Source organism: Schinkia azotoformans LMG 9581 (assembly GCF_000307855.1).
Lineage (GTDB): Bacteria > Bacillota > Bacilli > Bacillales > Bacillaceae_J > Schinkia > Schinkia azotoformans.
Genome location: NZ_AJLR01000124.1, coordinates 17,079 through 43,605 on the forward strand (window position 1 = coordinate 17,079; position 26,527 = coordinate 43,605).

Consider the following 26,527-nt stretch of genomic DNA (forward strand, 5'->3'; position numbering starts at 1 on the left):
AATCTAGAAGATTGCCAGTTTGAGGAGGACATACATTGTCTAAGGAGAAAGAAGTAAAGCACCCCGTCCAGTCAAAAATTGAACCCAATATTGAATATTTAAGGGAGCAATTGGGCGCTGGTAAAAGCTTTGATGTGATTCATATTGATCTCGAATATGCTGGCCGAAAGATGGCAATGTTTCTTATTGATGGTTTTGCAAAGGATGATCTTTTGCATTTATTGCAAAAATTCCTTGCAAAACTAAAGCCGGAAGACCTTGAGCCAGAGCCGTTACATAAATTGTTGAAAACCTATATTCCCTATGTAGAAGTTGATAAAAACAAAGATTTGGATGTTGTTGTCGACACTGTATTGGCGGGTCCTACAGCGCTCGTCGTAGATGGTATTGCTGAAGTAATCATCATCGATGCTAGAACGTATCCAGTTCGAGGACCTGAAGAGCCTGATACAGAACGGGTTGTTCGCGGTTCACGGGATGGTTTTGTTGAAACGATTGTCTTTAACATGTCCTTAACTAGGAGAAGAGTTCGTGATCGGTCATTAAGGATGGAATATATGCAGGTTGGTAGACGATCAAAAACCGATGTTTGTATATGCTATCTGGAAGACATTGCGGATCCTGACTTAGTGAAGGAGATTAAAGAATCTATATCAAACATAGATACAGATGGAGTGCCGATGGCAGAAAAAACAATCGAAGAATTCATCGGTGGCAGACATTGGAACCCATATCCAATTGTTCGCTATACAGAGCGCCCTGACACGGCAGCTTCCCATATTTTTGAGGGTCATGTCATCATTATTATTGATGGATCTCCAAGCGTTATGATTGCACCGACTACTTTTTGGCATCATCTCCAGCATGCCGAGGAATATAGACAAAAGCCGATTGTTGGCGCCTATTTACGGTTAATTCGTTTCTTGGCAATATGGTCTTCATTATTTTTACTGCCTTTATGGTATTTATTCGCTGTTCATCCTGAATACCTCCCAGATCAATTGAGTTTTATTGGAGTGAAGGAACCGGGAGAGATCCCTTTACTTATCCAAATTTTTCTGGCTGAGCTCGGAATTGATATTTTGCGGATGGCGGCTGTTCATACACCAACATCACTTGCAACAGCACTCGGTTTAGTAGCGGCTTTAATGATCGGCCAAGTTGCTGTTGAAGTTGGTTTGTTTACAAATGAAACGGTGCTCTATATTTCTGTTGCAGCGATTGGGACATTTGCAACACCAAGTTACGAGATGAGTTTAGCTAATCGTTTAGTGCGGATTGTATTTTTGCTAATGGCCGGCTGGTTTGGACTTATTGGTTTTGTCATAGCTGTTGCTGTTTGGCTCATCATGATGGTTAGGATGAAATCATTTCAAACCCCATATTTTTGGCCGTTTATCCCATTTTCACTGCATGCCTTTAGAGACGTATTAATTCGATCACCAATTCCATTAAAAAAACGCAGACCAACAATCCTGCACCCGCAAGACCCAGATCGCTAAGGGGCTGTCTCATTTTGAGGTGGCTCCTTTCATGTTTTCAGGTGGCTAAACATATCTTTTTTTAATATACTTAATGCAGTACATAGAATTAGGAGATGCATTTATTGTGAGGACGATTTATGATATTCAACAGTTATTGAAGCGTTTCGGTGTCTTTATTTATGTTGGCGATCGGATTGCAGACTTAGAATTAATGGAAGATGAAGTACGGGAATTATACAAATCGCAATTTATTGATACAAAAGAGTTTCAAATGGCTTTGCTTTTACTTCGTCAGGAAATAGAAAGGGAGAAATCGAAAAGACTAAAACAAGCATCAGTAAAGGATGAGTAAAATGGAGAAATGGCTTGTTGGGGTAGATGTAGGAGGAACCAACATCAAATTTGCATTTCTTTCCGATGATGGGGATATTGTTTACCGTTGGTCCATTCCAACCGATGTTACTAATGACGGTCAAAATATCATCCCTGATATCGCAAGTTCAATTTTACATAAGCTCCATGAAAACAATCAAACAACTAACAATGTAAAAGGAATCGGCATTGGTGCCCCGGCTTTTATGAATATGGAAACCGGCTTTATTTTTGAAGCTATTAATTTAGGATGGAAAGATATAGATATCAAATCAGAACTTGAACGAAGATTAATGCTTCCTGTCGTAATAGATAATGATGCCAATGTTGCTGCTATTGGAGAAATGTGGAAGGGGGCTGGAATTGGTTCAAAAGATCTGCTCTGTATTACAATCGGAACAGGTATCGGTGGGGGCATTATTATTAACGGAGAGATTGTTCATGGAACAAACGGGATGGCTGGCGAAATAGGGCATATTACAGTGAACCTAGAAAATGGGATATTATGTAACTGTGGTAAATACGGATGTTTGGAGACGAAATCATCAGCAACAGGAATGGTACAACAGGCTATTGCAGAAATCGATAATCACCCGGAAAGTCTTTTGTTTATTTCGTATAAACAGACCGGTCAACTAACAGCCAAAATGATTGTACAGGCAGCTCTTGAAAAAGATGAATATGCCTTAAAAATTGTTGACACATCCTGTTATTACTTGGGGCTTGCTATTGCCAATATTGCCAATACGATAAATCCAAGCAGGATTGTTATTGGTGGTGGAGTATCAAAGGCGGGTTCCCTCCTATTGAATTCAATACAAAAGTATTTTAATCAATTTGCACTACCGAGAGTTAAGATGGGAGCAGATTTGGCTATTGCAACTCTTGGAAACGATGCCGGTGTCATTGGTGCCGCATGGCTTGTGAAAAACAAACTGTAACTTCATTTGGCGATGTACATTTTTCCTACCTTCTCATACTCTAATGATAAAGGAGGAGGTAGTGATGAAAGTTAAAGGTCGTGCGGAACATTCACTTTGGTACTATAGCCAGCTTTTTAATGTGCCGCTTTCGTTAATTATTGATTCCAACACCAATTTACATGTTAAGGATACTTTACATGATAAAATAATAAATATCCCGGGATATATTGTTAAAGAATATGGTATTACCAAAGAGGATTCCTTTGATAGTGTAGCAAACAAATTAAACATGAATATAGAAGCTCTTCTCTTGCTTAATCATGGTGACCTATCAAATCTTAACCAAAATAGTAAAATTAATATTCCAATTCGTGTCACAGAGCCCATTGTTATTGGTGAGCAAAACTACACCTACCAAACAATGATTGCCGATTTAAAGCGGCTAGAGGAAATTTATCCCTTTATGAAAAGAAATACGATTGGATATTCCGTTCAAAATAAAGAAATCCCTGAAGTGATTGTTGGGAATGGCGAGATGCGGGTCCATATGAATGGGTCCTTTCACGCAAATGAATGGATCACAACTGCGGTGTTAATGGCATTATTGAATAATTATTTATTATCGATTACCAATCAAACAAGCCTAGCCGGCATAAAAACTGAACCTTTATACCATTATGCAACCTTATCGCTTGTACCGATGGTCAATCCCGACGGTGTGGAATTAGTATTGAACGGTCTACCAGAGGATGATCAATCCCGTGAGTATGTAATTGCTTTAAACGAGGGAAGTACAGATTTTTCTAATTGGAAGGCCAACATTAATGGTGTTGATTTAAATAAACAGTTTCCGGCGAAATGGGAACTCGAACGGCCACGAAAACCACAGCAACCTAGGCCTAGAGATTTCCCTGGTTTTCGGCCGTTATCAGAGCCTGAAACGATTGCAATGGCGACATTGACAATGAACAGTAATTTTGATAGAGTTATCGCTTTTCATACCCAGTGCAAGGAAATATATTGGGGCTTTGACGACCGGGAGCCGCCATATTCAAAAACAATTGTTAATGAATTTGCGAAGAAAAGTGGTTATAAGCCGATTCAAACCTTGGATAGTTATTCAGGCTTTAAAGATTGGTTTATCTATGAATGGAAAAGGCCAGGCTTCACAGTTGAGCTTGGTGAGGGAGTAAATCCATTACCTATTACGCAATTTAAAGATATATATAATGAAAGTATTGGGATTTTTTTAGCAGGATTATATATGTAGTAAAATAGCAATTAAAGTCATCAGATGGACGATGTTCTATCTGATGCAAACCATTCTTGGGGTGAAGAAATGAGGAAATTATTCGTAGTCATCATATGTTTTTTCTTATATGGGTGTAGTACTCCGAATAGAGTGGTAAATGATGCATCATACATCAAAAGAACTACCGAAGAAAAAAGTATAATTACAAAACAGTTTTTTTCAAAGAGTTCATTTAAGCCCATAGCTATGGCTGAAAATGAAGACTTTTATTCTATAAATGAATGGTATGACGAAGATACGGTCATCTATTCTGTTGGTGAAAAAGAGATGTCTTCTCTTTTTTTACATAATTTATTATCGGGTAAACGGAACTTATTTTATCAAACAAATGAATTTATTACTAAAATTCAAGCGAATTCTGCCCATTCCCTATTTGCTGTTCAAACATTAGAACAAAGTGGAGACAGTCATATTCGGATTCTTGATAAAATGGGAAAAGAAGTTTTTTCTTGGGATAATAAGATTGAGGACCTACAATTTATGTGGAATCCATATGAACCTGATGAATTAGTGATTACTGAATTTTTATCCTATATGGAATTTCAACTTTTGAAGGTTAATATTAGTACGAAGGACGTAACCGAAATTCCTGTCAATAATCCGTTTGTTCAGTGGACAAGCAGGGATGAACTCGGGTTTTTAAATTGGGACCAAAATGAACCTAGTCTTGATGCGCCACTTATTCTATTTAATTTAAAGACATTGAAGGAAGAGGAGTGGCTTAAAAACTGTATTATGCTTTTTACTCTAAAAGATGTAGTGATTACCGTCTCTATGGATAATAACGATTTAAATAAATCATTATATACTTTTTATGAATCAAAAACACGAAAGAAGTTAACGGAGGTGTATATTCCTATATTAAATACTTTTTCAGAAGCGTGGTGGATCCCAAGCTTTGATTTTGATGAAGATAAGAAAATATTTTATTATATGAAACCGAAACGGGCAGGGGATATTTCAGAATATAACGAGGGATACGAGCTTACAGCGTTATCGATCGACGATCAAAAAGAGGAAGTGTTAATGAAAATTCCAAACAACTATCCGATTAAGCTATCACCGGATGGGCAGCGGTGTTTAATCGGTCAACAGCTGGAACAGGTTATTACTATTTCTAATCAGCAAATGACGAACTTAATTTCAAATTAAAAATAAAAAAACATCAACAATTGCAAAATAGCAGTTGTTGATGTTTTTTGCTTAAAAGATTTGTTTAGCTCTCAAAAAATTAATGAGCAGTTGGGACGCCATGTCCTCCAAGAATACCGATGAAAGTCATTACAGCAAACCACCCAAAAACTAGCGTTGAAGCTCCTGCAAAGAAAACCGCAAGCATTGCTTTTTGTTTTAAAGAGCGGAATGTACCTGCCAGACATAATAATGCTACTAATGCGAAGATAATAACTAAGCCCACTGTTCTACCCCCTTACAATAAAGTTCTGTCATTAATATACCCATTTTTTTGAATAAAAACTACAAACTATGTATACTAAAAGTGCATCTCTTTATATATTTTAATCTTTTTTTGTAGTTTTGTCGAGGACAAAAATCTATCTGTATGTGTCAATATTATGATTGATCATAGCATTTTATAGGTATTAAAACTAGTCTTCGTGTAAAATTAAGAAAATGTGAAAAATGGGGGTTCGTATATGGAATTAAAATGGAGGCAGTTTCCTCTTGGTCCACTTCAAACAAATGCGTACATAATTGAGAACGAAAATAAGGAATGTATCATCATTGATCCTGGCAGTGAAGGGAAAAGATTGGTTAGAAATTTGGAGCAAAAAGAACTTAGCCCATTAGCCATTCTTTTAACACATGCTCATTTTGACCATATTGGTGCTGTTGATGACTTGAGGGAAAAATGGCATTGCCCGGTTTATTTGCATGTGAATGAACAAGATTGGTTGATGAATCCATCCTTAAATGGCTCGAAGTATTTTGGACTTGACGAAGAGATTATCGTAAAGAAAGCGGACCAACTAGTAAAGGAAGAAGGAAAGCTGACAATTGGTCCATTTAGTTTTGAGGTCTATGAAACACCAGGTCATTCTCCTGGTAGCGTATCCTATTATTTAAGAGAACAATCGATTGTGTTTTCAGGTGATGCACTTTTCAGAGGAAGTATAGGAAGAACGGATTTACAGGGTGGTTCACATCGCCAATTAATTCAAAGCATTCATGAGAAGCTGTTGGTGCTTCCTGAAGAAACTACAGTTGCACCAGGGCATGGACCAATAACTACGATCATGAATGAAATGAATGACAATCCTTTCTTAAATGGTTTTTAACTTTATCCAGCATTTGATAAGGTGGCGGAGTGTTTGATTAATAAAATTAAAAAGAGCATCAAGGATTCGGAAAAAGGCAGTATTTCATATTCAGACTTTATCAGTCTAGCCTTATATGACCAAGATGGCGGCTATTATATGAAGGACAGAAAAAAGATTGGAAAAGAAGGGGACTTCTACACAAACAGCAATGTTCATAGCGTATTTGGAAAGGTACTAGCTCGAATTTTTGTTCAACTTGTGCAAAAGGATGTTTTACCGCCAACGATATGTGAAATTGGCGCTGGAACAGGCCGTCTTGCGAGTTTTATCCTAGATGAATGGGAGAAAATTGACCCTGTTACTTTTGCCCAGTTGAACTATCATATCATTGAAATGAGCCCGTACCATCGAAGGGAACAATTATCAACAATTCAAAAAATCGAGAAAGTATGTCAATATGAATCGATGGATGAGATGTTCGGCAAGATTGGCAAATACACAGGCTTCGTTCTTTCTAATGAACTTTTTGATGCTTTTCCAGTCGATGTGTTACAAAGAAAAGGAAATGAGATCTATGAGGCTAGAGTGACTGTTGAAGATGATGTATTAAAGGAGGTATTAATTCCTTGTGAACGGGTAGAACTTCTGAATTGGCTTAGGAAAAACGGGATTGCCCTTAGGGACGGACAGAGAATGGAAATTCCGATAGCGATGAATAAATGGCTTGATGAATCGAGTGTTTGGCTTGAAAAAGGGATTATGTTCACGATTGACTACGGTTATACGAAAGAGGAATGGATGGAACCGATTCATCGGGAAGGAAGCCTAAGAGGGTTCTACAAGCATCAAATGATTCGCGACCCGCTGCTCCACCCTGGGGATATGGATGTAACGACTCATATTCATTTGGATACTTTAATTGAAAAAGGAGAACAAGTTGACTTAACATTTTTAGCGATGTTAAAGCAATACCAATTCCTGCTTAGAGGAGGAATACTAGAGTATCTGCAAGAACACTACGATCCAAATCCTTTTTCAGAAGTAAGCAAACAAAATCGCGCTATTCGCAATCTTTTATTAGATGATGGGATCAGTGCGAGCTTTACTGTGGTGGTTCAGAAAAAGGAATTACCTAATATAACAATTGATGATGTGTTGCTATATAATCTTTAGATAAATAAAAAAACGATGCAATATGCATCGTTTTTTTATTTTTTAATGACCGCCACCAAGTGGCATCATAAATGTTGTCCAGTATGTGAAGCCAATAAAGAAAACTGTTAAAAATGCTGCAAATATGTAGACACCCATACGCTCAGATAATTGTAAAAATCCTATTGCTAAGAACAATACAGTAATCCCTAAAAATAAAAGGGAAGTTGTATGCATGTGTCCTAGGTAGAACATGATACTGAAAATTGCAGTCCAAAATGCCATAACTTTATACATATTACCCATTATGTACTACTCCTCCTTTACAAAAAACTTCACCATAGCTAAACATAGATAATAATTACTCTACTTATTATAATGGACAAATTGTGTGGTGTAAATGACTGAAATCTCAAATTTTGTATAAACGTGGCGTATTAGTCCTGAATGAGTGCTAAATAATTGCAGGATTCACAACCTTTGAACATATTATCTTCTTGAACAAGTTTGGCATTATTAAATAAGCTTTTAAACATTCCTTCAAGAAAAGCAAAGTGCATTTTGCAAATGTTCCCAATATCTTGGGCGGCAACCTCTTTAAATGGACAATTGAAAATTTTAAAATAAACCTTTGTTTGTTCCGGATTTGTATCAAACTCTGGATAAAATCCTAGCAACGAAGCTGCATCTTTAAGTAAATGAAGCTTGTCATTAAAGTTTAATTCCAATCCTGTTCGTTTAAATTCCTTTTGAATTATTTCTTTTCCGTAACGCTCTCCTGTTTCAAGCAGTGCTTGTTTACCAATATCACCTAGAGATAGTAAAGTCCCAATTGCGATTTCAGATAGGAGCTGATAATCTCTAAATGGAAAATTAAGTTGAACTACATCATCAGATAACCGATATAGGCGGCTAGGTCTTCCACCTTTGCCCGTTTTTTTCGTTTCGGAAATTAACATATTAACATCTTCGAGCTTGGAAAGATGCAGTCTTGCTACGTTTGGATGAATATTAAAGGAATCAGCAATTTCCTGAACTGTTACCTCATTATGATGTTTAGTTATATATTGATAAATTGAGAAACGTGTTGGATCTGAGAGTACATTCGTAATTTTTAATGTCTGTTCCAACTTTTTCACCCCTATGCATAATTACTATTAATATTACTGTCATTATAGTATAGTTCGATGGACATTGGAATTGTTTCTAGCAAGTAAAAGGTATTTGTTTGAAAATATTCACAATTGAATTATACGTTATTTAAACGAAACATATACAAATATTAAACGCTAGTAGTGAAATTAAAGATAACAAAAAAATGAAAGAAATAAGAAGGATTTTGTCTTCTTATGGCGAATAGAAATAAATATGAAAAATAGAAAGAGGGTGTATAGGTTTGGGCTTTATAGAAGAAAGAGGTGAAGCTTTGCTCAAGGAAGCGCTGCTCTTACATGCTTCAGATATCCATGCTATGCCGCGCCAACACGATGCGATCATTCAATTTCGGATTCAACACAGACTGGTCCTAAAAGAAAAAATACCAATTCCGATATTTGAAAAGCTAGTATCCCATTTTAAATTTCTTGCAGGTATGGATATTGGAGAAAAAAGGCGGCCGCAAAATGGTTCGATACAAATGATTGTTGATGAAAGAATGATCAGTCTCCGATTGTCTACGCTCCCAACACTTCAACAAGAAAGCTTGGTAATACGAATATTACCCCAAAATATTGACTCTCACTTAACGGAGCTCTCACTTTTTCCACAAGCAACAAAAATACTATTCTCATTAGCATTGCGTACAACAGGATTAATAATCCTAACAGGGCCGACCGGCTCAGGCAAAACTACGACTTTATATTCTCTCATTCATGCTGTCCAACAAACATTAGACTGCAACATAATCACTCTGGAAGACCCTATCGAAAAAAGAATAGACACCGGCTGCCTTCAGGTTCAGGTGAATGAAAAGGCGGGAATTACGTATGCAACTGGTTTGAAGGCGATATTAAGACATGACCCGGATATAATTATGGTTGGTGAAATCCGCGATGAAGAAACTGCAAAAGCTGCAGTACGAGCAAGTCTGACTGGACATCTAGTACTTACAACACTCCATACAAAAAACACCAAAAGTGCCATTAACCGTTTGGTTGATTTAGGTATTTCAATCCAAGATATTGAGCAGACCTTAATTTGTGTCACCTCTCAAAGACTTGTTAACTTAAAGTGTCCTTACTGTAATGGACCTTGTTCAATCCACTGTCTAAAACAGCGGAAGGTTAATCGTTTATGTGTTTATGAAATTTTACATGGTGAAAATTTAAAGGAGGTTATTAAAGAAGCTAAGGGATTGACGGGCAATTACCACTATAAAACGCTAACTGATTTAATCGAAAAAGGAATTGCGTTAGGATATCTTCCTTTTGATTGTCATGGTGTTAAGATATGAAAGTAAAAAAAAGATGGAAAGTTAAAGATCAAGCAAAATTATTTTATCGCCTTGGTCATTTGCTTAGTAGGGGATATACCCTTGCAACAGCTATTGAATTTCTAATGCTGTATGTGAATGATGAAAAACAGAAGGACCTCGAGTTTATCTTAATAAAACTAAAACAAGGTAGCCCTTTTTTCAATTCTTTTCATACGCTTCAATTTTCCAATGATGGCTTAAGTATTATTTATTTTGCTGAAAAGTATGGAGACCTTGCCAAGGGACTACTCAATGCCGGTAAAATACTTGAAATGAAAGAAGCTTATAAGAAAAATACGTTAAAGGTAATCCGCTATCCATTATTCTTATTATTGCTACTCGTTGTGCTCATAGCCGCTATGCAAAAGGTTTTGATTCCGCAATTCATTCAACTATATCAATCGATGAGTCTGCCGCAATCTAAGATTATTTCATTTATCATCTACATAAAATCTTTCCTTCCAGTCATCGGATTGATACTTCTCACAATATGCTTAGCAGTAATCCTTACCCATTTTTTTATCTACCGAAAAAGAACTATTATTGACCAATATATTTTTCTCTGTAAAGTTCCATTTGTTAGATATGTTGTTAAGAAATATAATACTTACTTTTTTTCGTTTCACCTAGGGAATTTGTTGGATAATGGAATGTCCATTAATGAAGCATTAACAGTGTTTGAACAGCAAAAGCCATTTAAATTTTTTCATGAGGAGGCGAAAAGGTTAAGGGCTTGTCTACTTGAAGGTGACCAATTGGCCGCCATTCTAAAAAATACAACCTACTACGACAAAGAATTAGCTACCGTTATTCTTCATGGTCAGGCAAATGGAATCTTGTCAAGTGAACTTATAGAGTATAGCAATTTGATTATTGATGAATTCGAAGAAACATTTACATTTTGGCTTCGAACACTACAGCCCGCAATCATGCTATTGATCGGCCTGTTTGTTATTTTATTGTACATGGCAGTCATGCTGCCGATTTACGGAATGATTCAAACAATCTAACATTCTGTCGGGGAGGAATTTTAATTGAAAAATCAAAATGGATTTACGCTAGTAGAAATGATGATTGTACTGATGATTATTTCTATATTGCTGCTTATCACGATTCCTAATGTAACGAAAAATAATTCATCCGTTAAAAAGAAAGGTTGTGATGCCCTTGTTCAGTTAGTTGGGGCGCAGGTTCAAGCTTATGAAATAGAGAAAGGGTCAACTCCGCCTGATTTAGAAACTCTAATTACTGAAAAATATATAAAAACCTATACATGCCCAGGTGGTGGTCAAGTTCAATTGGCTGCAGACGGTTCCGTTACCGCACCAGCGGCGCCTGCAGGAACGTAATGGTAAGCGGTACTATGTAATGAAGCGAAATAGGGCAAATAAACAAGCTGGGTATACTTTGGTTGAAATGTTGATCGTACTAACGATTTTTTTAATGGTAATTACGATTACATCTGTGTCCGTTAAGCCTTTCTTACAGCAGCTGGAAATTAAATACTTTTTTAAACAGCTCCAACTAGATATTGCCTATTCTCAAATGTATGCAATGGGAAATTATAAAGACGCCTTTATAAGGTTTTACCCGGAAAACAATCGATATGTAATTTCTCCAAATGGTTATAACCAAAAAATCATTGTAGATAGGACGTATTCTGAAAATATAAAAATCAAACTGGAAACGTTACCAACAAAGGTTATCTTTCGGCGGGATGGTAATATTGAAAAAGCCGGAATGATGCATGTTTTTCATCATGATGATGCTTATAGATTTGTGTTTTTATTTGGAAAGGGACAAACGTATGTTGAGAAATTGTAACGGATTTTCCATTTTGGAGGTGATTGGGGCCCTCTCTATTTTTCTTGTCGCAATTATGCTGATGTTACCGATTTTGATAAAAACGTATGAGGAGCGAAGTATTCTTGATTATAAAAAAGAGGCATTGGTTTTATTGCACAATGAGAAGGAGTCCTATTTATATGATCATGGATATGAAGCTATTACAAAAGAGATTGTAAATGGAAGAAGGACTTATTTATTAACCTTTGATGGAGAAGCTCCTTTAATTAAGCTTTGTGTCCATTGGGAAGTACCTTGGAATAAGAAAGGAAAAGTATGTGGCTATGCAAAAAAATAATATTGCAACCAAGCAAGATGGGTTTACAATGCTAAATATGCTTTTTGCTTTTGCTGTATTTTTAGTATTAATGTCCTTCTTTCCGTTCGTAATGAAAGTTATGAAAACTGAGATTTCGACTACATCGTACAAAGTCGATTTGTTTTTTGAACATATACGGAATGATATTGTACAAGCGAAGGAATTATCTATTTCAGATGGGTCTCTTTATCTAAGCATGGAAAATGGCAATCGTATTCGTTATCAAAAATATAATACGAATATTCGTAGACAAGTAAATGAAGTAGGTAATGAAATATTATTACAGAATGTTGATAACGTTCAATATAAAATCGTTTCGAATGGTGTTGTCGTATCAGTTGAGGTTGCAAAGAAGGTTGCGAAAAAAAGATTATCAATGGCGCCGATTATATTTTTCATACTATACTATAGGGGTGGCTAAATGTATGTTATTTTTAATCAAAGAGGCTTTATCCTGCCGCTAACGATGATGTTTTGTTTTCTTTTTTCTCTTTTTTTACTGTCTGAAGTAGAAATATACAAAATCGAACAGCGTTTATACATCGAGGAAGAGGAATTGGAAAATCTGAAAAGCCTTTTGCAAATCGGAATTCAGGATATAAATGATATAGTCCAAAGTAAAACGCTGGATGATAAATTAGTTGGAAGGCTGGAATATCCAATTGGCTCTATTCAGTATACGATAGAACTATTAGAAACTAAAGTTATACTGATTCAGGGTACCTGTATAACAAATAAACAAAGGAAGCAGCTCTTTAACGCGATTGTTAATATAGAGACACAGAAAATAGTGAGATGGGTGGAAGGGTAGATGAAATCGATATTTTTAACAGGATTTATGGGATCTGGAAAGACGACAATTGGGAAGTTGCTGTCAGAAAAATTGTCGCTTCCGGTTATTGATACAGACCATGTGATCGAAGAAAAGCTAAATAAAACAATTCGGGACATTTTTGAAACAGAAGGGGAAAATAAGTTCCGGGAATATGAGCATCAGTTTCTGGAAATGATGCCGACTGAAAATATGATTATAACAACTGGTGGCGGTATTATATTAAGAAAAGAAAATCGGGACTGGATGAAAAAAAATGGCGTGGTCGTTTATTTGCACTGTGAACCGGAAGAAATCCTGAATAGATTAGCAGGTGACCAAACTAGGCCACTTTTAGATGGCGATAAGAAGAAAAATGTCCTTTCGATATTTACAGAACGATCTCCTTTTTATCATGAAGCAGATTTCAAGGTAGATACAACGAATAAAACTCCTGAAGAAGTCGTGTTAGAAATTGAACAATTGATTAAATAACAAAAATCTGGAGATACTAGTCATTAATATAGGGATGGTGATTAGGGATGTCTTCAAATGATTATGTAAAATTCGTAACGGAACAATTTGTAAAATTTGTAGATACATCTAAGGAAGAAAGATTAGATAAAAAAAGAAAAAGGAAATCTGAACAAGATCCGGTACTTACAAGAATGTTTGGCGTTCTTCCTTTGGCGCTTATGTTAATTGTTAATAATAAACGAAAAGAAAATAAATTCCCACGAAAATAGCCCGAATTTAAACTTGGGCTTTTTTTCTTTTTACACATTGTTACTATTATGATAGAGTTTTGATAATGAGAGGTAAGGGGTGAAAACATGAAGAAAAATTCTAATAAAATAGTTGATACATTAAAACGCCCATTAAGAGATTTAAGAATCTCAGTTATAGATCAATGCAATTTTAGATGTGCATACTGCATGCCAAAGGAATTATTCGGAGATAATTATCCTTTTCTTCCACTGAGTGAACTCCTGTCATTTGATGAAATTGAACGGATATCAAAGCTATTTGCATCACTTGGTGTGGAGAAAATAAGATTAACCGGTGGAGAACCGCTAGTTAGAAAGGACATGCACCTTTTAGTGGAGCGCCTTAATAAAATTGACGGAATAAAAGATATTGCTCTCACAACTAATGGTGTTTATTTACCAAAATATGCGCAAGCATTGAAAGAAGCGGGTTTAAGCCGAGTTAATGTAAGTCTCGATGCGCTTGCCGACGAGCTTTTTGGTCAGATAAACGGTAGGAATGTCAAGGTCAATGCAGTTTTAAAAGGGATAGATGCAGCTGTTGAAGCTGGATTGCTTGTTAAGGTTAATATGGTTGTCAAAAAAGGCCTGAATGACAATCAAATTTTACCGATGGCTAAATATTTTAAAGAAAAAAATATTAATTTAAGATTTATAGAATTTATGGATGTCGGCAACTCGAATGGTTGGGACTTATCACAGGTTGTTTCTAAAAAGGAAATTGTCGAGATGATTTCAAAGGAAATCCCGGTAGAACCATTGGATCCTAATTATTATGGTGAAGTCGCCAGCCGTTATCGCTATGTAGACTCTACTGCAGAATTTGGGGTAATTTCTTCAGTAACAGATTCATTTTGTTCCTCATGTACGCGGGTACGACTATCGGCAGACGGAAAAATATACACATGTCTTTTTGCTGAAAAAGGGTTTGATTTAAGAGCATTGGTTAGGCAGGAATTTAGTGATGAAAGTCTTCTTCAATCCTTGATCGATGTTTGGGAGAATCGAAAAGATCGTTACTCAGATGAAAGATTGGAAAATACAAGAAAAGGAAAGAAACGCAAGAATAAAATAGAGATGTCATATATTGGTGGATAAAATTTATATCCTATTCTAATAAAAGGTTGGCCTTTAAAGAGGCCAACCTTTTATTTTTCTACAAAAATATATTTTATCGGGATATACATCTTTTTTACTATGAAAATGGTAGTAAAAATAATATTCAGTTCTTTCACAAAATGGTCAATAACTTGGGGGTAGTCCCGTGAAATTGGTCACGACTGCAATTTCTCTATCTTTATATACTTTCTGATATAGGGAATTACCAATTGGGAGTGGGGTGTGTATGAGAGGTATAAGCCTACTCAGGGTGTTAGTTGGCGGTTTCGCTGCTTTTGAATTACTAAATTTGATGAAATCTGGCAGCAAGGCAGCAATTAGACCTCCAGGGGCAGCTGATGAAGATGAGTTTCTGGCATTATGTACAAGATGTGGTAAATGTAACTTAGCTTGTCCATATGACAGTATCAAAATGGGCAAGGAGGATTTTGGCCTAGGGATGGGGACACCCTACCTTGATGTCCGTGAAAATCCATGCATGTTATGTGAAGATTTTCCGTGTGTGGCGGCATGTCCAACGGAAGCGCTTTCGGGTATTGAAAAAAGACAGGATGTTGACATGGGTGTAGCAGTAATAGATGAAAAAACATGTATTGCTTATCAAGGGATGAGATGTGAAGTTTGTTACCGAGTTTGTCCTTTTATTGATGAAGCGATAAAAATTGATTATCGTTTGAGACCTGGAGACGATATTCATGCGATTTTCGCTCCTGTTATCGACCCAGAAAAATGTGTTGGCTGTGGAATTTGTGTGGAGCGTTGTGTAGTCAATGACCCAGTACCCATTAAGGTTGAACCAAGGGCTCCAAAGGGTTTATTTTAAAACTTTTTTATTTGAATCATTAAATACAATATAGAGCAAATGATTCAAGAAGAGCGAAAAGGGAGGATTTATGTAATGAATCTAACTAGAAGAACTTTACTAAAAGCAACAGCAATTACAGCAGCGCTTGCCGCAGCTGGATGTTCTTCCAAAAAGTCGAATGCACCAAAAGAAGAATCCGTTGTACAACAAGCTGAAAGTGTAGAGCCGGAAGAGTGGAAAAGCACAATATGCCGTTTCTGCGGAACAGGCTGCGGTGTTTTAGTCGGCATTAAAGATGGTAAAGTAGTTGCAGCAAAAGGGGATCCAGATAACCGTTCAAGCCGTGGACTAAACTGTGTTAAAGGATTTTATGTTGCAAAAATTCTTTTTGGTAAAGACCGCTTAACTAAACCGTTAATTCGTGAAGATAATAGTAAAAAAGGTACAATGGATGGCTTCCGTGAAGCATCATGGGAGGAAGCATTAGAACTAGTATCTAAAAAATTGAAAGAAAACTGGGAAAAGGATCCTAAATCAATCGCATTTTGGGGTTCTGGACAACAGACGATCATGGAAGGCTATGTTGCCTCTAAGTTCTGGAAAGCAGGACTATTAAGTAATAACATTGACCCCAATGCCCGTCTTTGTATGGCAAGTGCGGTTACAGGCTTTATGACAACATTCCAATCTGACGAGCCGATGGGTTCTTACCGTGACTTGGATGAAGCAGATGTGTTTGTAACATGGGGCGCCAATATGGCGGAAATGCATCCAGTACTATACTCTCGTCTAACTGCCCGCAAACTAAGCGGAACTAATGTTAAACATTATGATTTGACAACACGCGAGTCACGTACATCAGAAACAGCTGATAAACTTTTAGTATTTAGACCACAAACGGATTTAGCAATTGCTAATGCTATTATTAATTATTTAATACAAAATGAAGCATACGATAAAAAATTCGTTGAAGAGCATTGTCAATTTAAAGCGGGTACTGAAAATCTAGGACATTCTTTAAAAGATGACTATGATGTTACAGAACCAGGGGCATCTGCTACAAAAGCATGGTCGATTACATTTGAAGAATTAAAAGAAAAAGTGAGCTATTATACCCTTGAAAAGGCTGAAGAAATTTCAGGAGTACCAGCTGCCGACATCGAAGCATTGGCTAAGGAGTTTGCTGATCCAAATAAAAAGATCATGTCTTTGTGGACAATGGGGATGAATCAGCATACACGTGGCACATGGATTAATAACCTAGTTTATGATATCCACTTATTAACCGGAAAAATCAGTGAACCTGGTAATGGACCATTTTCCTTAACAGGTCAGCCAAGTGCCTGTGGTACAGCTCGTGAAGTTGGCGTATTCAGTCATCGTTTACCTGCTGATATGAACGTAGATGTTCCAGAACATCGTCGTTATACTGAATTAATTTGGAATTTACCTGAGGGCTACTTAGATGCAATCGAAAAGCCTGGATTTCACACTGTTAAAATGTTCCGTGAGATGGGTAAGGGTAATATTAAATTCTTTTGGAGTATGTCTAATAACTGGGGACAAACTATGCCGAAGCTAAACCGTTTCCGTGGTAATGACCCAGATGGCAAAGGTGTTCTTGATGCCTTTATCGTAGTATCTGAAGTATATCCTACTCGTTCTACTGAATTAGCGAACGTTGTTTTCCCTGCAGCTATGTGGGTTGAACGTGAAGGACAATTCGGTAATGCAGAGCGTCGTACGAACGTGTTTGAAAAATGTACAGAACCGCCGGGAGAAGCTAAATGGGATGTATGGGCAATGATTCAAGTTGCAAAACGTGTCTTAGAAGGCAAAAAGATCGGCGATAAAGATGCGTTTGATACGTTATTTGGATTCATTTGGGATAAAGATAAGAATGACATGCTTGAAGACGAACATGAAGTGAATGGTCGCTTATGGGCTGAATATCGTTCCTTCTCTAATCCTGATGAAAATCAAAATCCAAAAGCTAAAGAAGCTGGTCATAAGCTCCATATGTCAGCAAAACAACTTGCACCATATGATGAATACTTTAAGCAGCATGGTATTTGCTGGCCAGTTCGTAATATTAATGGTAAATGGATTGAAACAAACTGGCGCTATAAAGATGGTAAACAAGAAGATGGCTTTGACCAATATGGGGTGGAACAAAAAGGTAAATATAAAGATATCGATTTCTATAAATCTGCTGATCACCGTCCATCTGTCTTCTTCCGTCCGTTCGAAGATGCAGCGGAAATTCCTGATGCAGAATATCCATTATGGTTATGTACAGGTCGTGTATTAGAGCATTGGCACAGTGGTTCTATGACCCGCCGTGTACCTGAATTACACCGTGCAGTACCGGAGGCATTCTGTGAAATTCACCCTGAAACTGCAGCAGAGTTAGGCATTAAAGAAGGCGACTGGGTGAAGGTAGTATCTAGACGCGGTGAATGTAAAGTGAAAGCAACAATGCAAGGGCGTGGAAAACCACCTAAAAACTTAGTCTTTGTACCGTTCTTTGCTGAAGAAACATTAATCAATCTAGTAACACTTGATGCATATTGTCCAATTTCTAAGCAGCCGGACTATAAAAAGTGCGCTGTGAAGATTGTGAAAGCATAGGAGGGGTTCATCATGAGAGCAAAAGAATTAGGATTTGTTTTAGTATTTTTGCTAGTCGTAATAGTTGCTGTTGCTTGTTCGCCTTCAGGTACATCCCAAAAAGCAACAGAAAAAACAGATGCTGCTCCGCCTGCTGATACGGTCGCAGCTGCAACAGTACCGCAGCTTGAATCTAATGGTCGTGAAGATGCAGCTACAATGGTATTGCTTAATGCACCTCCAGTGCTACCGGCTGACCACAAAAACTTCTGGCAGGAAAAGTTACGTCAAGAAAGCTGTATGGTTTGTCATGCAACACCTGAAACTGGTGCACCGTTACCAACTCCTGAACATTACTATGATAACCAACAAGGGGGAAAGATTTTCCGTGATACATGTATTCAATGCCATGCAACACAAAATGATACAAAATCGGCATTTAACGAAAAATAATAACTAACATAGATATTTCCGATAAAAAGGGAGGAACCAGTTTTATGATGATTTCAGGTATTCTTATTTTAACTAAAGAAGGCATGGCTTTCGAAGTTGCGAAGAAGATTGAAAATATACAAGGTGTGGAAGTACATCATATCGTAGAAGGTTCGAAGATTGTCATTACCTTAGAGGAAAAATCAATCGATCAAAGCTATCAAACAGGTAAACAATTGGAAAAGGTACCTGGGGTCTTGGGCGTAAACGTTGTGTATTATAACTTTGAAGAGGCTGAAGAAGCATTAGCGGAGGCTAATTAACAACAATGAAAGAGTTGTTAAATCGAAGAGAATTTCTTACAGGAAATTTAAAATCAGCTCTTGGTCTCTTCGGACAAATGATTATACCAACTATTGACCAGGAAAGGACGTTTATACGTCCTCCTGGTGCCCAAGATGAGATTGTGTTCTTAACTTCCTGTACAAGATGTGGAATTTGTAGGGATGTGTGCCCTGTAACAACTATCCAATTATTTAATATTGAAAGTGGAGCAAAACTTGCTGGGACACCATTTCTAAACCCAAATGAAATTGCTTGTACCTATTGCAATGAATGTAGTAAGCATTGTCCAACTGATGCATTAGAAGTTCCTGAAAATGGAATGGTTCCACCTATTGGAATAGCTAAAGTAATGAAGAAGAACTGTATTGCCTATCAGGATGTAATGTGTGATTATTGCATTCGAGCTTGTCCAATTTCCGGGGCATTAACACTTGAAAATGGTAAGCCAAAAGTTGATTCAGATTTTTGTAATGGATGTGGTCAATGTGTCACATCCTGTATTCAACATGATACGAAGGGCTTATATGTTAAGGCTCTCTCGAGTTTAAGTTGATCTCCCTTTAAAATATATTTTTATCAGGCTGTTTAAAAACTATTTAGACAGCTTTTTTTTGTTTCCTTAAATGGCCTGTTGGGTTAGATAAAACAAGCCGCTATTTACAATCTCAACTTTTATTCTTGGTCTGTATTGTTCCTCTAAGGCTGCTTTCTCAACGTGATAGCTTTCCGGCTTTTCTTCAAGCTCCTCATAAAAATGATCTAATAGTTCCAGGTCTTGTTCCCAACGTATTTCTGCCTCTCTTGCCCATGTATGGTCATCACTATTAATCATTTGTGTAATTATGTTTTCGATTCTTTTTACACCGCTCATTGGTTTGATGAGCGGGGAAAGTGTAAAACAATAATCAGGAATTTTGGGTGTTAGTTGTTTTTTAAATAATTTTTTTTGGATTTGATCGACCACCACACCGTTTATTAAGTTTAGCCCAAGGGATAGAAACAAATCCTTTTTCCGGTCACACATATAGGATATCTTCGTATTTAAAACTAACCAAGGTTGGAGGGCTACTTTTTGGGTGCTGTTAATTTGTTCATACATGCGGATATTGGCTGCCATTTTTTTAGTCACTTGAAAAATTTGGTGTAATCTAGGTGAGCCAAAATGGATCGTCTCCCCGCGGATGCCTTCCGGTGTTTTACTATGGTCAGTAATAAATGTTAATCTCATAGGATTAGGGGCGCCCCCTGTTTTCTCCACATAATGCCAATAAAAAGGGCGATTCATCAATAGTTTGTCCATTTCAATCGTCAGTTGCACAACGATGTGTCCACTAGAATTTTCTATAATATTGCATTCATTGGAAATAAAGAAACGATGTAAAAAATTATGAATATCTTGCTGCTGCATCGGCATACGCCTCACTTTCATGACCGGAATTATAATTAATAATAGAAGCAAGATTGTCCATTTTGATTCTTACTTCTCCTTCACTGTCTGAATGGAAAAGGATATCCTCAATATGGCTTTCAATATTCGTGATTTCAAGTCTTGTTAGGATCTCATCCAGTTCGCCGATCACTTTTTCAAAGAGATTAATTTTTTCATAAAGTAGGTGTAAAATATGCTCTTCCACAGTCCCTTTTGTTGCAAAGTTATAGATAAGTACGTCCCGTTCTTGCCCTAAACGATGAATCCTACCGATTCGTTGTTCAATTCTCATTGGATTCCATGGCAGGTCGTAATTAATGATTCGGTTGCAAAATTGAAGGTTGATTCCTTCTCCTCCTGCTTCTGTAGCGATCAATACCTGTACATTATTCTTAAATAAATCTCTCATCCAATCCTTTTTACTTCTTTTAAATCCACCCCGATATGGAACTGAAGTGATCCCGTGCTGTTGTAAAAACCACTGTAAATAAACTTGCGTAGCCCTGTATTCAGTGAATATAATAAATTTTTCCGAGGTTCCCTTTATTAATGCTAAAACATTTTCAGCCTTGGAATTCGTCTGAACAAGACTTGCTTTTTGCATTAAGTCACGGATGATTGTGAGCATTTGCATGCTGGTTTGCTCTTTTTGGAGCATATTTTTAAGTGTTAAAAAAGCCGCTTCCCGGCTTGAGCATACTTCCTTTTGCAGCGTGATTAACGAAAATTGACTCTTATTAAGCGTTTGATCAGATTTTAATGCGCATACAGCATCATAAAGCTCCTTCTCTTCCTTTGACAATATAATTGGAACAGTTTTAATATGACGTTTCGTCCACTCCATTCCGGTATCGCCGCGTCGATTTCTAATCATGACTTTATTGATTAATTCCTTAAGGTAATCATTATTTTCAACGGAACGTTCCTTTGCCGAGAAAGATTGCGTAAAATTGGATTGACTGCCGAGATGACCCGGCTTAAGCAATGATACAAGATTAAAGATTTCCTCCACTTTATTTTGAACAGGTGTCGCTGTTAGGAGGAGGCAAAACTTTTTCTTAAGGTTTTGAACAAATTCATAGTTTTTAGTTTTATTGTTTTTTAATTTATGTGCCTCATCGATAATAACCATGTCATAATCCTGACGATAGATAATCTCTCGATGAGGGTCCCGCTTTGCGGTGTCAATCGATGAAATGACAACATCGCATTGTTCCCAAACATAGCTTTTTTTCTGAGCAACAGCGGGTATATAAAACTTTTGATTTAATTCGCTTTCCCACTGGGTAACAAGTGAAGCAGGCACAAGGATGAGTACTTTTTTGACCAACCCTCTAATCATATATTCTTTTAAAATAAGCCCCGCTTCAATCGTCTTTCCGAGTCCAACCTCATCAGCGAGAATGGCTTTTCCATTCATTTGTTCCAATACTGTTTGGGCTGCTTCAATTTGGTGAGGATGCGGCGTAAGATTTGGTAAAAAGTTCGGTGCAATCAACCCTTCGAATTCAGGGATGATCATATGTTCTTCGATCTCATAAGCTAGCTTAAACAAGTCCCAGTTTGCCCAAGGACCATCATGATCTATTTTTCTTAAAAAATCGTTCTGCCATGTTTGATCAAATTCAATGTCGATATGCATAGAATCGATCCTTTCTTTTAGAAAGTACAGATAATTCCGTGTTTGATAATTCAAAAAGTATTTGCCGAACTCACCTATTTATTGTAGGATAATAGTAGAATTGACTTATTCGATAGTATATCCAAATTTTTGATAAAAATTATATATTTGCGAATGATAACATGGGGAGAGACCACAGCTTTCAAGTTTAACTACGTTTACATGTGGCGCCGAAGGAGCAAGCAACAAGAAGTTGTGAATCTCTCAGGCAAAAAGACTCTTGTTGGACGCAACTCTGGAGAGAGCTTGTATAAGCCACCCACGAGGAAGTAAACCGTTTCGAGTATGGGATTGGTTGAAAACTTTCTGGTAACAGGACAGAGAAATGTACGCTTATTTGTGTGTGCATTTCTCTGTCTTTTTTAGTATTACAAAATAAGGCAAGGAGGGGTCTTATGGCTGACCTTAAGCGTACACCATTATTTCCTTTATATGAGGATCACGGTGCAAAAACAATTGATTTTGGAGGATGGGATTTACCTGTTCAGTTTTCTTCCATAAAGGAAGAGCATGAGGCTGTTCGTTCAAAAGCAGGACTGTTTGACGTTTCCCACATGGGTGAAATTGAAGTGAAGGGCACAGATAGTCTGCCTTTTCTACAAAAAGTTATGACAAATGACATCGCCTTATTACAGGATGGCGATATATTGTACACGGCCATGTGTTATGAAAACGGGGGAACAGTTGATGACCTATTAGTATATAAAAGAAAAGATCATGATTATTTATTAGTTGTTAATGCAGCGAATACAGATAAGGATTTTGAGTGGTTAATGAAGCATATTTTTGGTGATGTTGAAGTTACTAATATTTCTTCGGAAGTTGCCCAATTAGCGCTTCAAGGTCCGTTAGCAGAGGAGACACTTCAAAAATTAACAACTACAGATTTAAATGAAATAAAAAATTTTAAATTTAAAGAGGATATTGACCTGAACGGGGTTAAAGCACTTGTTTCCCGTACAGGCTATACCGGTGAAGATGGATTTGAAATCTATTGCAAGGAATCCGAAGCACAAAAGCTATGGAAAATGGTTTTGGAAGCAGGCGCGGAGTTTGGAGTTCAACCAATCGGTTTAGGTGCCCGTGATACATTGCGGTTTGAAGCAAGACTTGCGTTGTATGGACAGGAATTAGATGCAGATATTTCACCATTAGAGGCTGGAATTGGCTTTGCTGTTAAAGTAAATAAAGAAGCTGATTTTATCGGTAAAGAGGCATTGAAAAAACAAAAAGCGGTAGGCGGGATGTCCCGTAAAATAGTTGGAATTGAAATGGTTGAGCGCGGGATTCCCCGCCATGGCTACAAGGTATACAGCGGAAGCGAGGAAATCGGCCATATTACATCTGGAACTCAATCTCCAACATTAAATAAATCAGTCGGTCTGGTTCTGTTAAAGAGTGAATTTTCAAATCTTGGAACAGAAGTAAGCATTGAGGTACGACCTGGTAAATTTGCAAAAGCAAAGGTTGTAGCCACTCCATTCTATAAACGCCAAAAGTAAGGGGGAGCAGAATGAACTATCGTTATTTGCCAATGACGGAGCAAGATAAAAAAGGAATGTTAGAAACAATTGGGGTCCATTCCATTGATGAATTATTTTCCAACATTCCGGAAGAGGTCCGTTTTAAAGGATCATTAAAACTAAAAGCGCCTCTAGCAGAGCATGAATTAATGAAGGAATTTACAAGATTAGCTGGGTTAAATAAGGATCTTAAAGCGAATGTTTCTTTTTTGGGAGCTGGTATTTATGACCATTACATCCCGGTTATCGTTGACCATGTTATTTCTAGGTCTGAGTTTTACACAGCCTATACACCATATCAGCCGGAAATTTCTCAAGGTGAGCTGCAAGCCATTTTTGAATTTCAAACGATGATTTGTGAATTAACAGGAATGGATGTAGCTAACTCATCTATGTATGATGGCGGTACTGCACTTGCTGAGGCGGCTGCCTTAAGTGCTGGTCAAACCAATCGTAATAAAGTTTTAATTTCAAAAGCAGTTCATCCTGAATATCGCACAGTTCTAGAAACCTATGCTCGTGGACAGCATCTAGAAGTTATTGAAATTGATATTGAAAATGGAAAAACAGATTTGGCTGATCTAAAAAATAAGATGTCTGAGGATGTTGCTTGTTTTATTGTTCAATATCCAAATTTCTTCGGTCAGATTGAGGCTCTAAAAGAGATTGAGGAAATTATCCATGCAAATAAAGCAATGTTTGTTGTATCAAGTAATCCGTTAGCACTTGGCTTATTAACACCTCCCGGGGAGTTTGGGGCAGATATCGTCATTGGTGATGTGCAAGTTTTTGGTATTCCTGCTCAGTTTGGAGGCCCGCATTGCGGTTATTTTGCCGTAACGAAAAAGCTAATGAGAAAAGTGCCAGGCCGTTTAATAGGGCAAACCGTAGATGAGGACGGAAAACGGGGCTTTGTATTAACCCTTCAAGCACGTGAGCAGCATATCCGCCGGGAAAAAGCGACTTCAAATATTTGTTCCAATCAGGCATTAAATGCATTAGCTGCAGCAGTGGCGATGACGGCCTTAGGTAAAAAAGGTTTGAAGGAAATGGCATTACAAAATGTTGCTAAAGCACAATATGCTAAAAAGAAACTCGAAGAAGCTGGCTTCAACTCTCCGTATACCGGTTCATTCTTTAATGAATTTGTTATCGATTGTGGAAAATCAGTAAAGGAAATTAATGAGAACTTACTTCAAAAAGGAATTATCGGTGGATATGATTTAGGCAATGATTATGCTGAGCTTAGCGGCCATATGCTTGTTGCTGTAACTGAGTTAAGAACAAAAGAAGAAATAGATTTGTTCGCTAGGGAAATGGAGGGGTACCATGCTTAAGCAAGATCAGCCATTAATTTTTGAAATGACGAAAGAAGGAAGAGTCGGTTATAGTCTACCAGAATTAGATGTTCCTGAAATCAATGTGGAGGATCTGTTTGGTGGGGACTATATCCGTAAGAACGAGCCAGAATTACCACAAGTGTCTGAATTAGATATTATGCGTCATTATACAGCCTTATCTAGAAGAAATCATGGTGTTGATTCTGGCTTTTATCCACTTGGCTCTTGTACAATGAAATATAATCCGAAAGTCAATGAGGCGGTTGTTCGTTTACCCGGATTTAGCCATATCCATCCATATCAAAGTGAAAGCTCTGTTCAAGGGGCATTAGAACTAATGTATGAGTTACAAAATGACCTTGCAGAGATAACTGGAATGGATCAAGTAACATTACAGCCAGCAGCAGGTGCCCACGGTGAATGGACGGGGCTGATGCTCATTAGAGCTTATCACGAAGCAAATGGTGATTTTGACCGAACAAAAGTCATTGTACCTGACTCTGCCCATGGAACAAATCCAGCTTCTGCATCAGTAGCCGGATTTGAATCAATTACTGTTAAATCGGATGAAAATGGATTAGTTGATTTAGAGGACTTAAAGCAGGTTGTTGGGAAAGATACAGCAGCTTTAATGCTTACCAATCCAAATACATTAGGCCTGTTCGAAAAGCATATTGTTGAAATTGCCAAAATTGTTCATGAAGCGGGTGGAAAGGTTTACTATGATGGTGCTAATCTAAATGCTATTTTAGGGAAAGCACGACCAGGGGATATGGGATTTGACGTTGTCCATTTAAATCTTCATAAAACATTTACGGGACCGCATGGCGGCGGTGGTCCGGGTTCTGGTCCTGTTGGAGTTAAAGCGGATCTGATACCATATTTACCAGTTCCATTAGCAGCCAAAAATGAAGAAGGGTATTATTTGGACTATAATAAGCCGCAGTCGATTGGCCGTGTAAAACCATTTCATGGTAATTTCGGCATTTATGTCCGTGCCTATGCTTATATTCGCACAATGGGTCCTGAAGGGTTAAGACTTGTTTCTGAATATGCTGTTTTAAATGCGAACTATATGATGAGAAGACTTGCTCCCTATTTTGATTTACCACATGATACTCATTGTATGCATGAGTTCGTATTATCAGGTCGCCGTCAGAAAAAGCTTGGTGTAAGAACATTAGATATAGCCAAGCGATTATTAGATTTTAGTTACCATCCACCAACAATATACTTCCCGCTTATTGTTGAGGAATGTATGATGATTGAACCAACAGAAACGGAATCGAAGGAAACGATTGATGAGTTTATTGATGTTATGATTCAAATTGCCAAGGAAGTTGAGGAGACACCAGAGGTTGTTCAGGAAGCACCTCATCATACAGTTGTGAAACGCCTTGACGAAACATTGGCAGCGAGAAAACCGGTACTGCGATATGAAAAATAGTATAGAAAAGCGGAAGCGCCCGTTCAGCGAAGTTTACGAGTCGCTGGGCGCTGAGCTAG

Annotated in this window: 30 protein-coding genes and 2 riboswitches; of the genes, 25 read left to right on the forward strand and 5 right to left on the reverse strand. The window is 37.4% G+C overall.

The window, feature by feature from the left end; genetic code table 11:
* Positions 1-35 precede the first annotated feature (35 nt).
* The 5 genes from BAZO_RS14710 (at position 36) to BAZO_RS14730 (ending at position 5,243) form a co-directional block, all read left to right on the forward strand.
* Positions 36-1,502 (forward strand): spore germination protein, encoded by a 1,467-nt coding sequence (locus tag BAZO_RS14710; RefSeq protein ID WP_003332412.1) that lies wholly within the window; start codon positions 36-38, stop codon positions 1,500-1,502.
* Positions 1,503-1,608: 106 nt separating this feature from the next.
* Entirely contained in the window at positions 1,609-1,836 is a 228-nt protein-coding gene (locus BAZO_RS14715; protein WP_003332413.1) for a YqgQ family protein, read from the forward strand.
* A 1-nt stretch (position 1,837) separates the two neighbouring features.
* Positions 1,838-2,797: an ROK family glucokinase gene (locus tag BAZO_RS14720; RefSeq protein ID WP_003332414.1), complete on the forward strand. Its 960-nt coding sequence runs from the start codon at positions 1,838-1,840 to the stop codon at positions 2,795-2,797.
* Between the two features lie 64 nt (positions 2,798-2,861).
* On the forward strand, positions 2,862-4,049 hold the full coding sequence (locus tag BAZO_RS14725; protein WP_003332415.1) for a M14 family metallopeptidase: 1,188 nt from the start codon (positions 2,862-2,864) through the stop codon (positions 4,047-4,049).
* A gap of 69 nt (positions 4,050-4,118) precedes the next feature.
* A complete protein-coding gene (locus BAZO_RS14730; protein ID WP_235786744.1) occupies positions 4,119-5,243 on the forward strand; it encodes a YqgU-like beta propeller domain-containing protein in 1,125 nt (374 codons plus the stop codon).
* A 79-nt stretch (positions 5,244-5,322) separates the two neighbouring features.
* On the opposite strand, the gene BAZO_RS14735 is transcribed toward BAZO_RS14730, so the two are convergent.
* Positions 5,323-5,508 carry a DUF2759 domain-containing protein gene (locus tag BAZO_RS14735; protein ID WP_003332417.1) on the reverse strand — a complete coding sequence of 62 codons (186 nt, stop codon included), beginning with the start codon at positions 5,506-5,508 and terminating at the stop codon, positions 5,323-5,325.
* 238 nt (positions 5,509-5,746) lie between these two features.
* Between BAZO_RS14735 and BAZO_RS14740 the strand changes: the two genes are divergently transcribed.
* Both BAZO_RS14740 and BAZO_RS14745 read left to right on the forward strand, forming a co-directional pair.
* The gene (locus tag BAZO_RS14740; RefSeq protein WP_003332418.1) at positions 5,747-6,388 is read left to right on the forward strand and encodes an MBL fold metallo-hydrolase; all 642 of its coding nucleotides are present in this window, start codon (positions 5,747-5,749) and stop codon (positions 6,386-6,388) included.
* 33 nt (positions 6,389-6,421) lie between these two features.
* A complete protein-coding gene (locus BAZO_RS14745; protein WP_003332419.1) occupies positions 6,422-7,543 on the forward strand; it encodes a class I SAM-dependent methyltransferase in 1,122 nt (373 codons plus the stop codon).
* A 42-nt stretch (positions 7,544-7,585) separates the two neighbouring features.
* Here the strand turns inward: BAZO_RS14745 and BAZO_RS14750 are convergent, their stop codons facing one another.
* Positions 7,586-7,828, reverse strand: coding sequence for a DUF2626 family protein (locus BAZO_RS14750; protein WP_003332420.1), 243 nt, complete (start codon positions 7,826-7,828; stop codon positions 7,586-7,588).
* Positions 7,829-7,959: 131 nt separating this feature from the next.
* On the reverse strand, positions 7,960-8,652 hold the full coding sequence (locus BAZO_RS14755; protein ID WP_003332421.1) for a helix-turn-helix transcriptional regulator: 693 nt from the start codon (positions 8,650-8,652) through the stop codon (positions 7,960-7,962).
* 266 nt (positions 8,653-8,918) lie between these two features.
* Here BAZO_RS14755 and comGA point away from each other — a divergent pair, with 266 nt between their 5' ends.
* The 15 genes from comGA (at position 8,919) to BAZO_RS14830 (ending at position 19,601) form a co-directional block, all read left to right on the forward strand.
* Positions 8,919-9,974, forward strand: coding sequence for a competence type IV pilus ATPase ComGA (gene comGA, locus BAZO_RS14760; RefSeq protein ID WP_003332422.1), 1,056 nt, complete (start codon positions 8,919-8,921; stop codon positions 9,972-9,974).
* Complete coding sequence (gene comGB / locus BAZO_RS14765; RefSeq protein ID WP_003332423.1) at positions 9,971-11,005, forward strand: competence type IV pilus assembly protein ComGB; 1,035 nt, start codon at positions 9,971-9,973, stop codon at positions 11,003-11,005. Before comGA ends, comGB begins: the two co-directional genes overlap by 4 nt.
* Before the next feature lie 24 nt (positions 11,006-11,029).
* On the forward strand, positions 11,030-11,344 hold the full coding sequence (gene comGC / locus BAZO_RS14770) for a competence type IV pilus major pilin ComGC (protein WP_003332424.1): 315 nt from the start codon (positions 11,030-11,032) through the stop codon (positions 11,342-11,344).
* A gap of 19 nt (positions 11,345-11,363) precedes the next feature.
* Positions 11,364-11,819: a competence type IV pilus minor pilin ComGD gene (gene comGD, locus BAZO_RS14775; RefSeq protein ID WP_003332425.1), complete on the forward strand. Its 456-nt coding sequence runs from the start codon at positions 11,364-11,366 to the stop codon at positions 11,817-11,819.
* Positions 11,803-12,138: a type II secretion system protein gene (locus BAZO_RS14780; protein ID WP_003332426.1), complete on the forward strand. Its 336-nt coding sequence runs from the start codon at positions 11,803-11,805 to the stop codon at positions 12,136-12,138. The genes comGD and BAZO_RS14780 overlap by 17 nt, the downstream gene beginning before the upstream one ends.
* Positions 12,125-12,580 carry a competence type IV pilus minor pilin ComGF gene (gene comGF / locus BAZO_RS14785; RefSeq protein ID WP_003332427.1) on the forward strand — a complete coding sequence of 152 codons (456 nt, stop codon included), beginning with the start codon at positions 12,125-12,127 and terminating at the stop codon, positions 12,578-12,580. The genes BAZO_RS14780 and comGF overlap by 14 nt, the downstream gene beginning before the upstream one ends.
* Complete coding sequence (comGG, locus tag BAZO_RS14790; RefSeq protein ID WP_003332428.1) at positions 12,581-12,970, forward strand: competence type IV pilus minor pilin ComGG; 390 nt, start codon at positions 12,581-12,583, stop codon at positions 12,968-12,970. It abuts the gene before it with no gap.
* Positions 12,971-13,465: a shikimate kinase gene (locus BAZO_RS14795; RefSeq protein WP_003332429.1), complete on the forward strand. Its 495-nt coding sequence runs from the start codon at positions 12,971-12,973 to the stop codon at positions 13,463-13,465.
* 47 nt (positions 13,466-13,512) lie between these two features.
* Positions 13,513-13,716 carry a YqzE family protein gene (locus BAZO_RS14800; RefSeq protein ID WP_003332431.1) on the forward strand — a complete coding sequence of 68 codons (204 nt, stop codon included), beginning with the start codon at positions 13,513-13,515 and terminating at the stop codon, positions 13,714-13,716.
* 87 nt (positions 13,717-13,803) lie between these two features.
* On the forward strand, positions 13,804-14,835 hold the full coding sequence (moaA, locus tag BAZO_RS14805; protein WP_003332432.1) for a GTP 3',8-cyclase MoaA: 1,032 nt from the start codon (positions 13,804-13,806) through the stop codon (positions 14,833-14,835).
* A gap of 247 nt (positions 14,836-15,082) precedes the next feature.
* Positions 15,083-15,679: a 4Fe-4S dicluster domain-containing protein gene (locus BAZO_RS14810; RefSeq protein WP_003332433.1), complete on the forward strand. Its 597-nt coding sequence runs from the start codon at positions 15,083-15,085 to the stop codon at positions 15,677-15,679.
* A 75-nt stretch (positions 15,680-15,754) separates the two neighbouring features.
* Positions 15,755-18,292 carry a nitrate reductase catalytic subunit NapA gene (gene napA / locus BAZO_RS14815; RefSeq protein WP_003332434.1) on the forward strand — a complete coding sequence of 846 codons (2,538 nt, stop codon included), beginning with the start codon at positions 15,755-15,757 and terminating at the stop codon, positions 18,290-18,292.
* 12 nt (positions 18,293-18,304) lie between these two features.
* Positions 18,305-18,724: a nitrate reductase cytochrome c-type subunit gene (locus BAZO_RS14820; RefSeq protein ID WP_003332435.1), complete on the forward strand. Its 420-nt coding sequence runs from the start codon at positions 18,305-18,307 to the stop codon at positions 18,722-18,724.
* 44 nt (positions 18,725-18,768) lie between these two features.
* Positions 18,769-19,026, forward strand: coding sequence for a chaperone NapD (locus BAZO_RS14825; RefSeq protein WP_003332436.1), 258 nt, complete (start codon positions 18,769-18,771; stop codon positions 19,024-19,026).
* 5 nt (positions 19,027-19,031) lie between these two features.
* Positions 19,032-19,601: a 4Fe-4S dicluster domain-containing protein gene (locus tag BAZO_RS14830; protein WP_003332437.1), complete on the forward strand. Its 570-nt coding sequence runs from the start codon at positions 19,032-19,034 to the stop codon at positions 19,599-19,601.
* 66 nt (positions 19,602-19,667) lie between these two features.
* Here the strand turns inward: BAZO_RS14830 and BAZO_RS14835 are convergent, their stop codons facing one another.
* Positions 19,668-20,456, reverse strand: coding sequence for a YqhG family protein (locus BAZO_RS14835; RefSeq protein ID WP_003332438.1), 789 nt, complete (start codon positions 20,454-20,456; stop codon positions 19,668-19,670).
* The gene (locus BAZO_RS14840) at positions 20,434-22,119 is read right to left on the reverse strand and encodes a DEAD/DEAH box helicase (RefSeq protein WP_003332439.1); all 1,686 of its coding nucleotides are present in this window, start codon (positions 22,117-22,119) and stop codon (positions 20,434-20,436) included. Before BAZO_RS14840 ends, BAZO_RS14835 begins: the two co-directional genes overlap by 23 nt.
* Positions 22,120-22,272: 153 nt before the next feature.
* Positions 22,273-22,388: riboswitch (glycine riboswitch) on the forward strand.
* 3 nt (positions 22,389-22,391) lie between these two features.
* Positions 22,392-22,481: riboswitch (glycine riboswitch) on the forward strand.
* A 72-nt stretch (positions 22,482-22,553) separates the two neighbouring features.
* Here BAZO_RS14840 and gcvT point away from each other — a divergent pair.
* Genes gcvT through gcvPB form a run of 3 tightly spaced genes read left to right on the forward strand, consistent with a single transcriptional unit; the run spans position 22,554 to position 26,468 of the window.
* Entirely contained in the window at positions 22,554-23,660 is a 1,107-nt protein-coding gene (gene gcvT, locus BAZO_RS14845) for a glycine cleavage system aminomethyltransferase GcvT (RefSeq protein WP_003332440.1), read from the forward strand.
* Between the two features lie 11 nt (positions 23,661-23,671).
* Positions 23,672-25,018 (forward strand): aminomethyl-transferring glycine dehydrogenase subunit GcvPA, encoded by a 1,347-nt coding sequence (gene gcvPA / locus BAZO_RS14850; protein ID WP_003332441.1) that lies wholly within the window; start codon positions 23,672-23,674, stop codon positions 25,016-25,018.
* Positions 25,011-26,468, forward strand: a complete 1,458-nt coding sequence (gcvPB, locus tag BAZO_RS14855; protein ID WP_003332443.1) for an aminomethyl-transferring glycine dehydrogenase subunit GcvPB — start codon at positions 25,011-25,013, stop codon at positions 26,466-26,468. The genes gcvPA and gcvPB overlap by 8 nt, the downstream gene beginning before the upstream one ends.
* Positions 26,469-26,527: the final 59 nt, after the last annotated feature.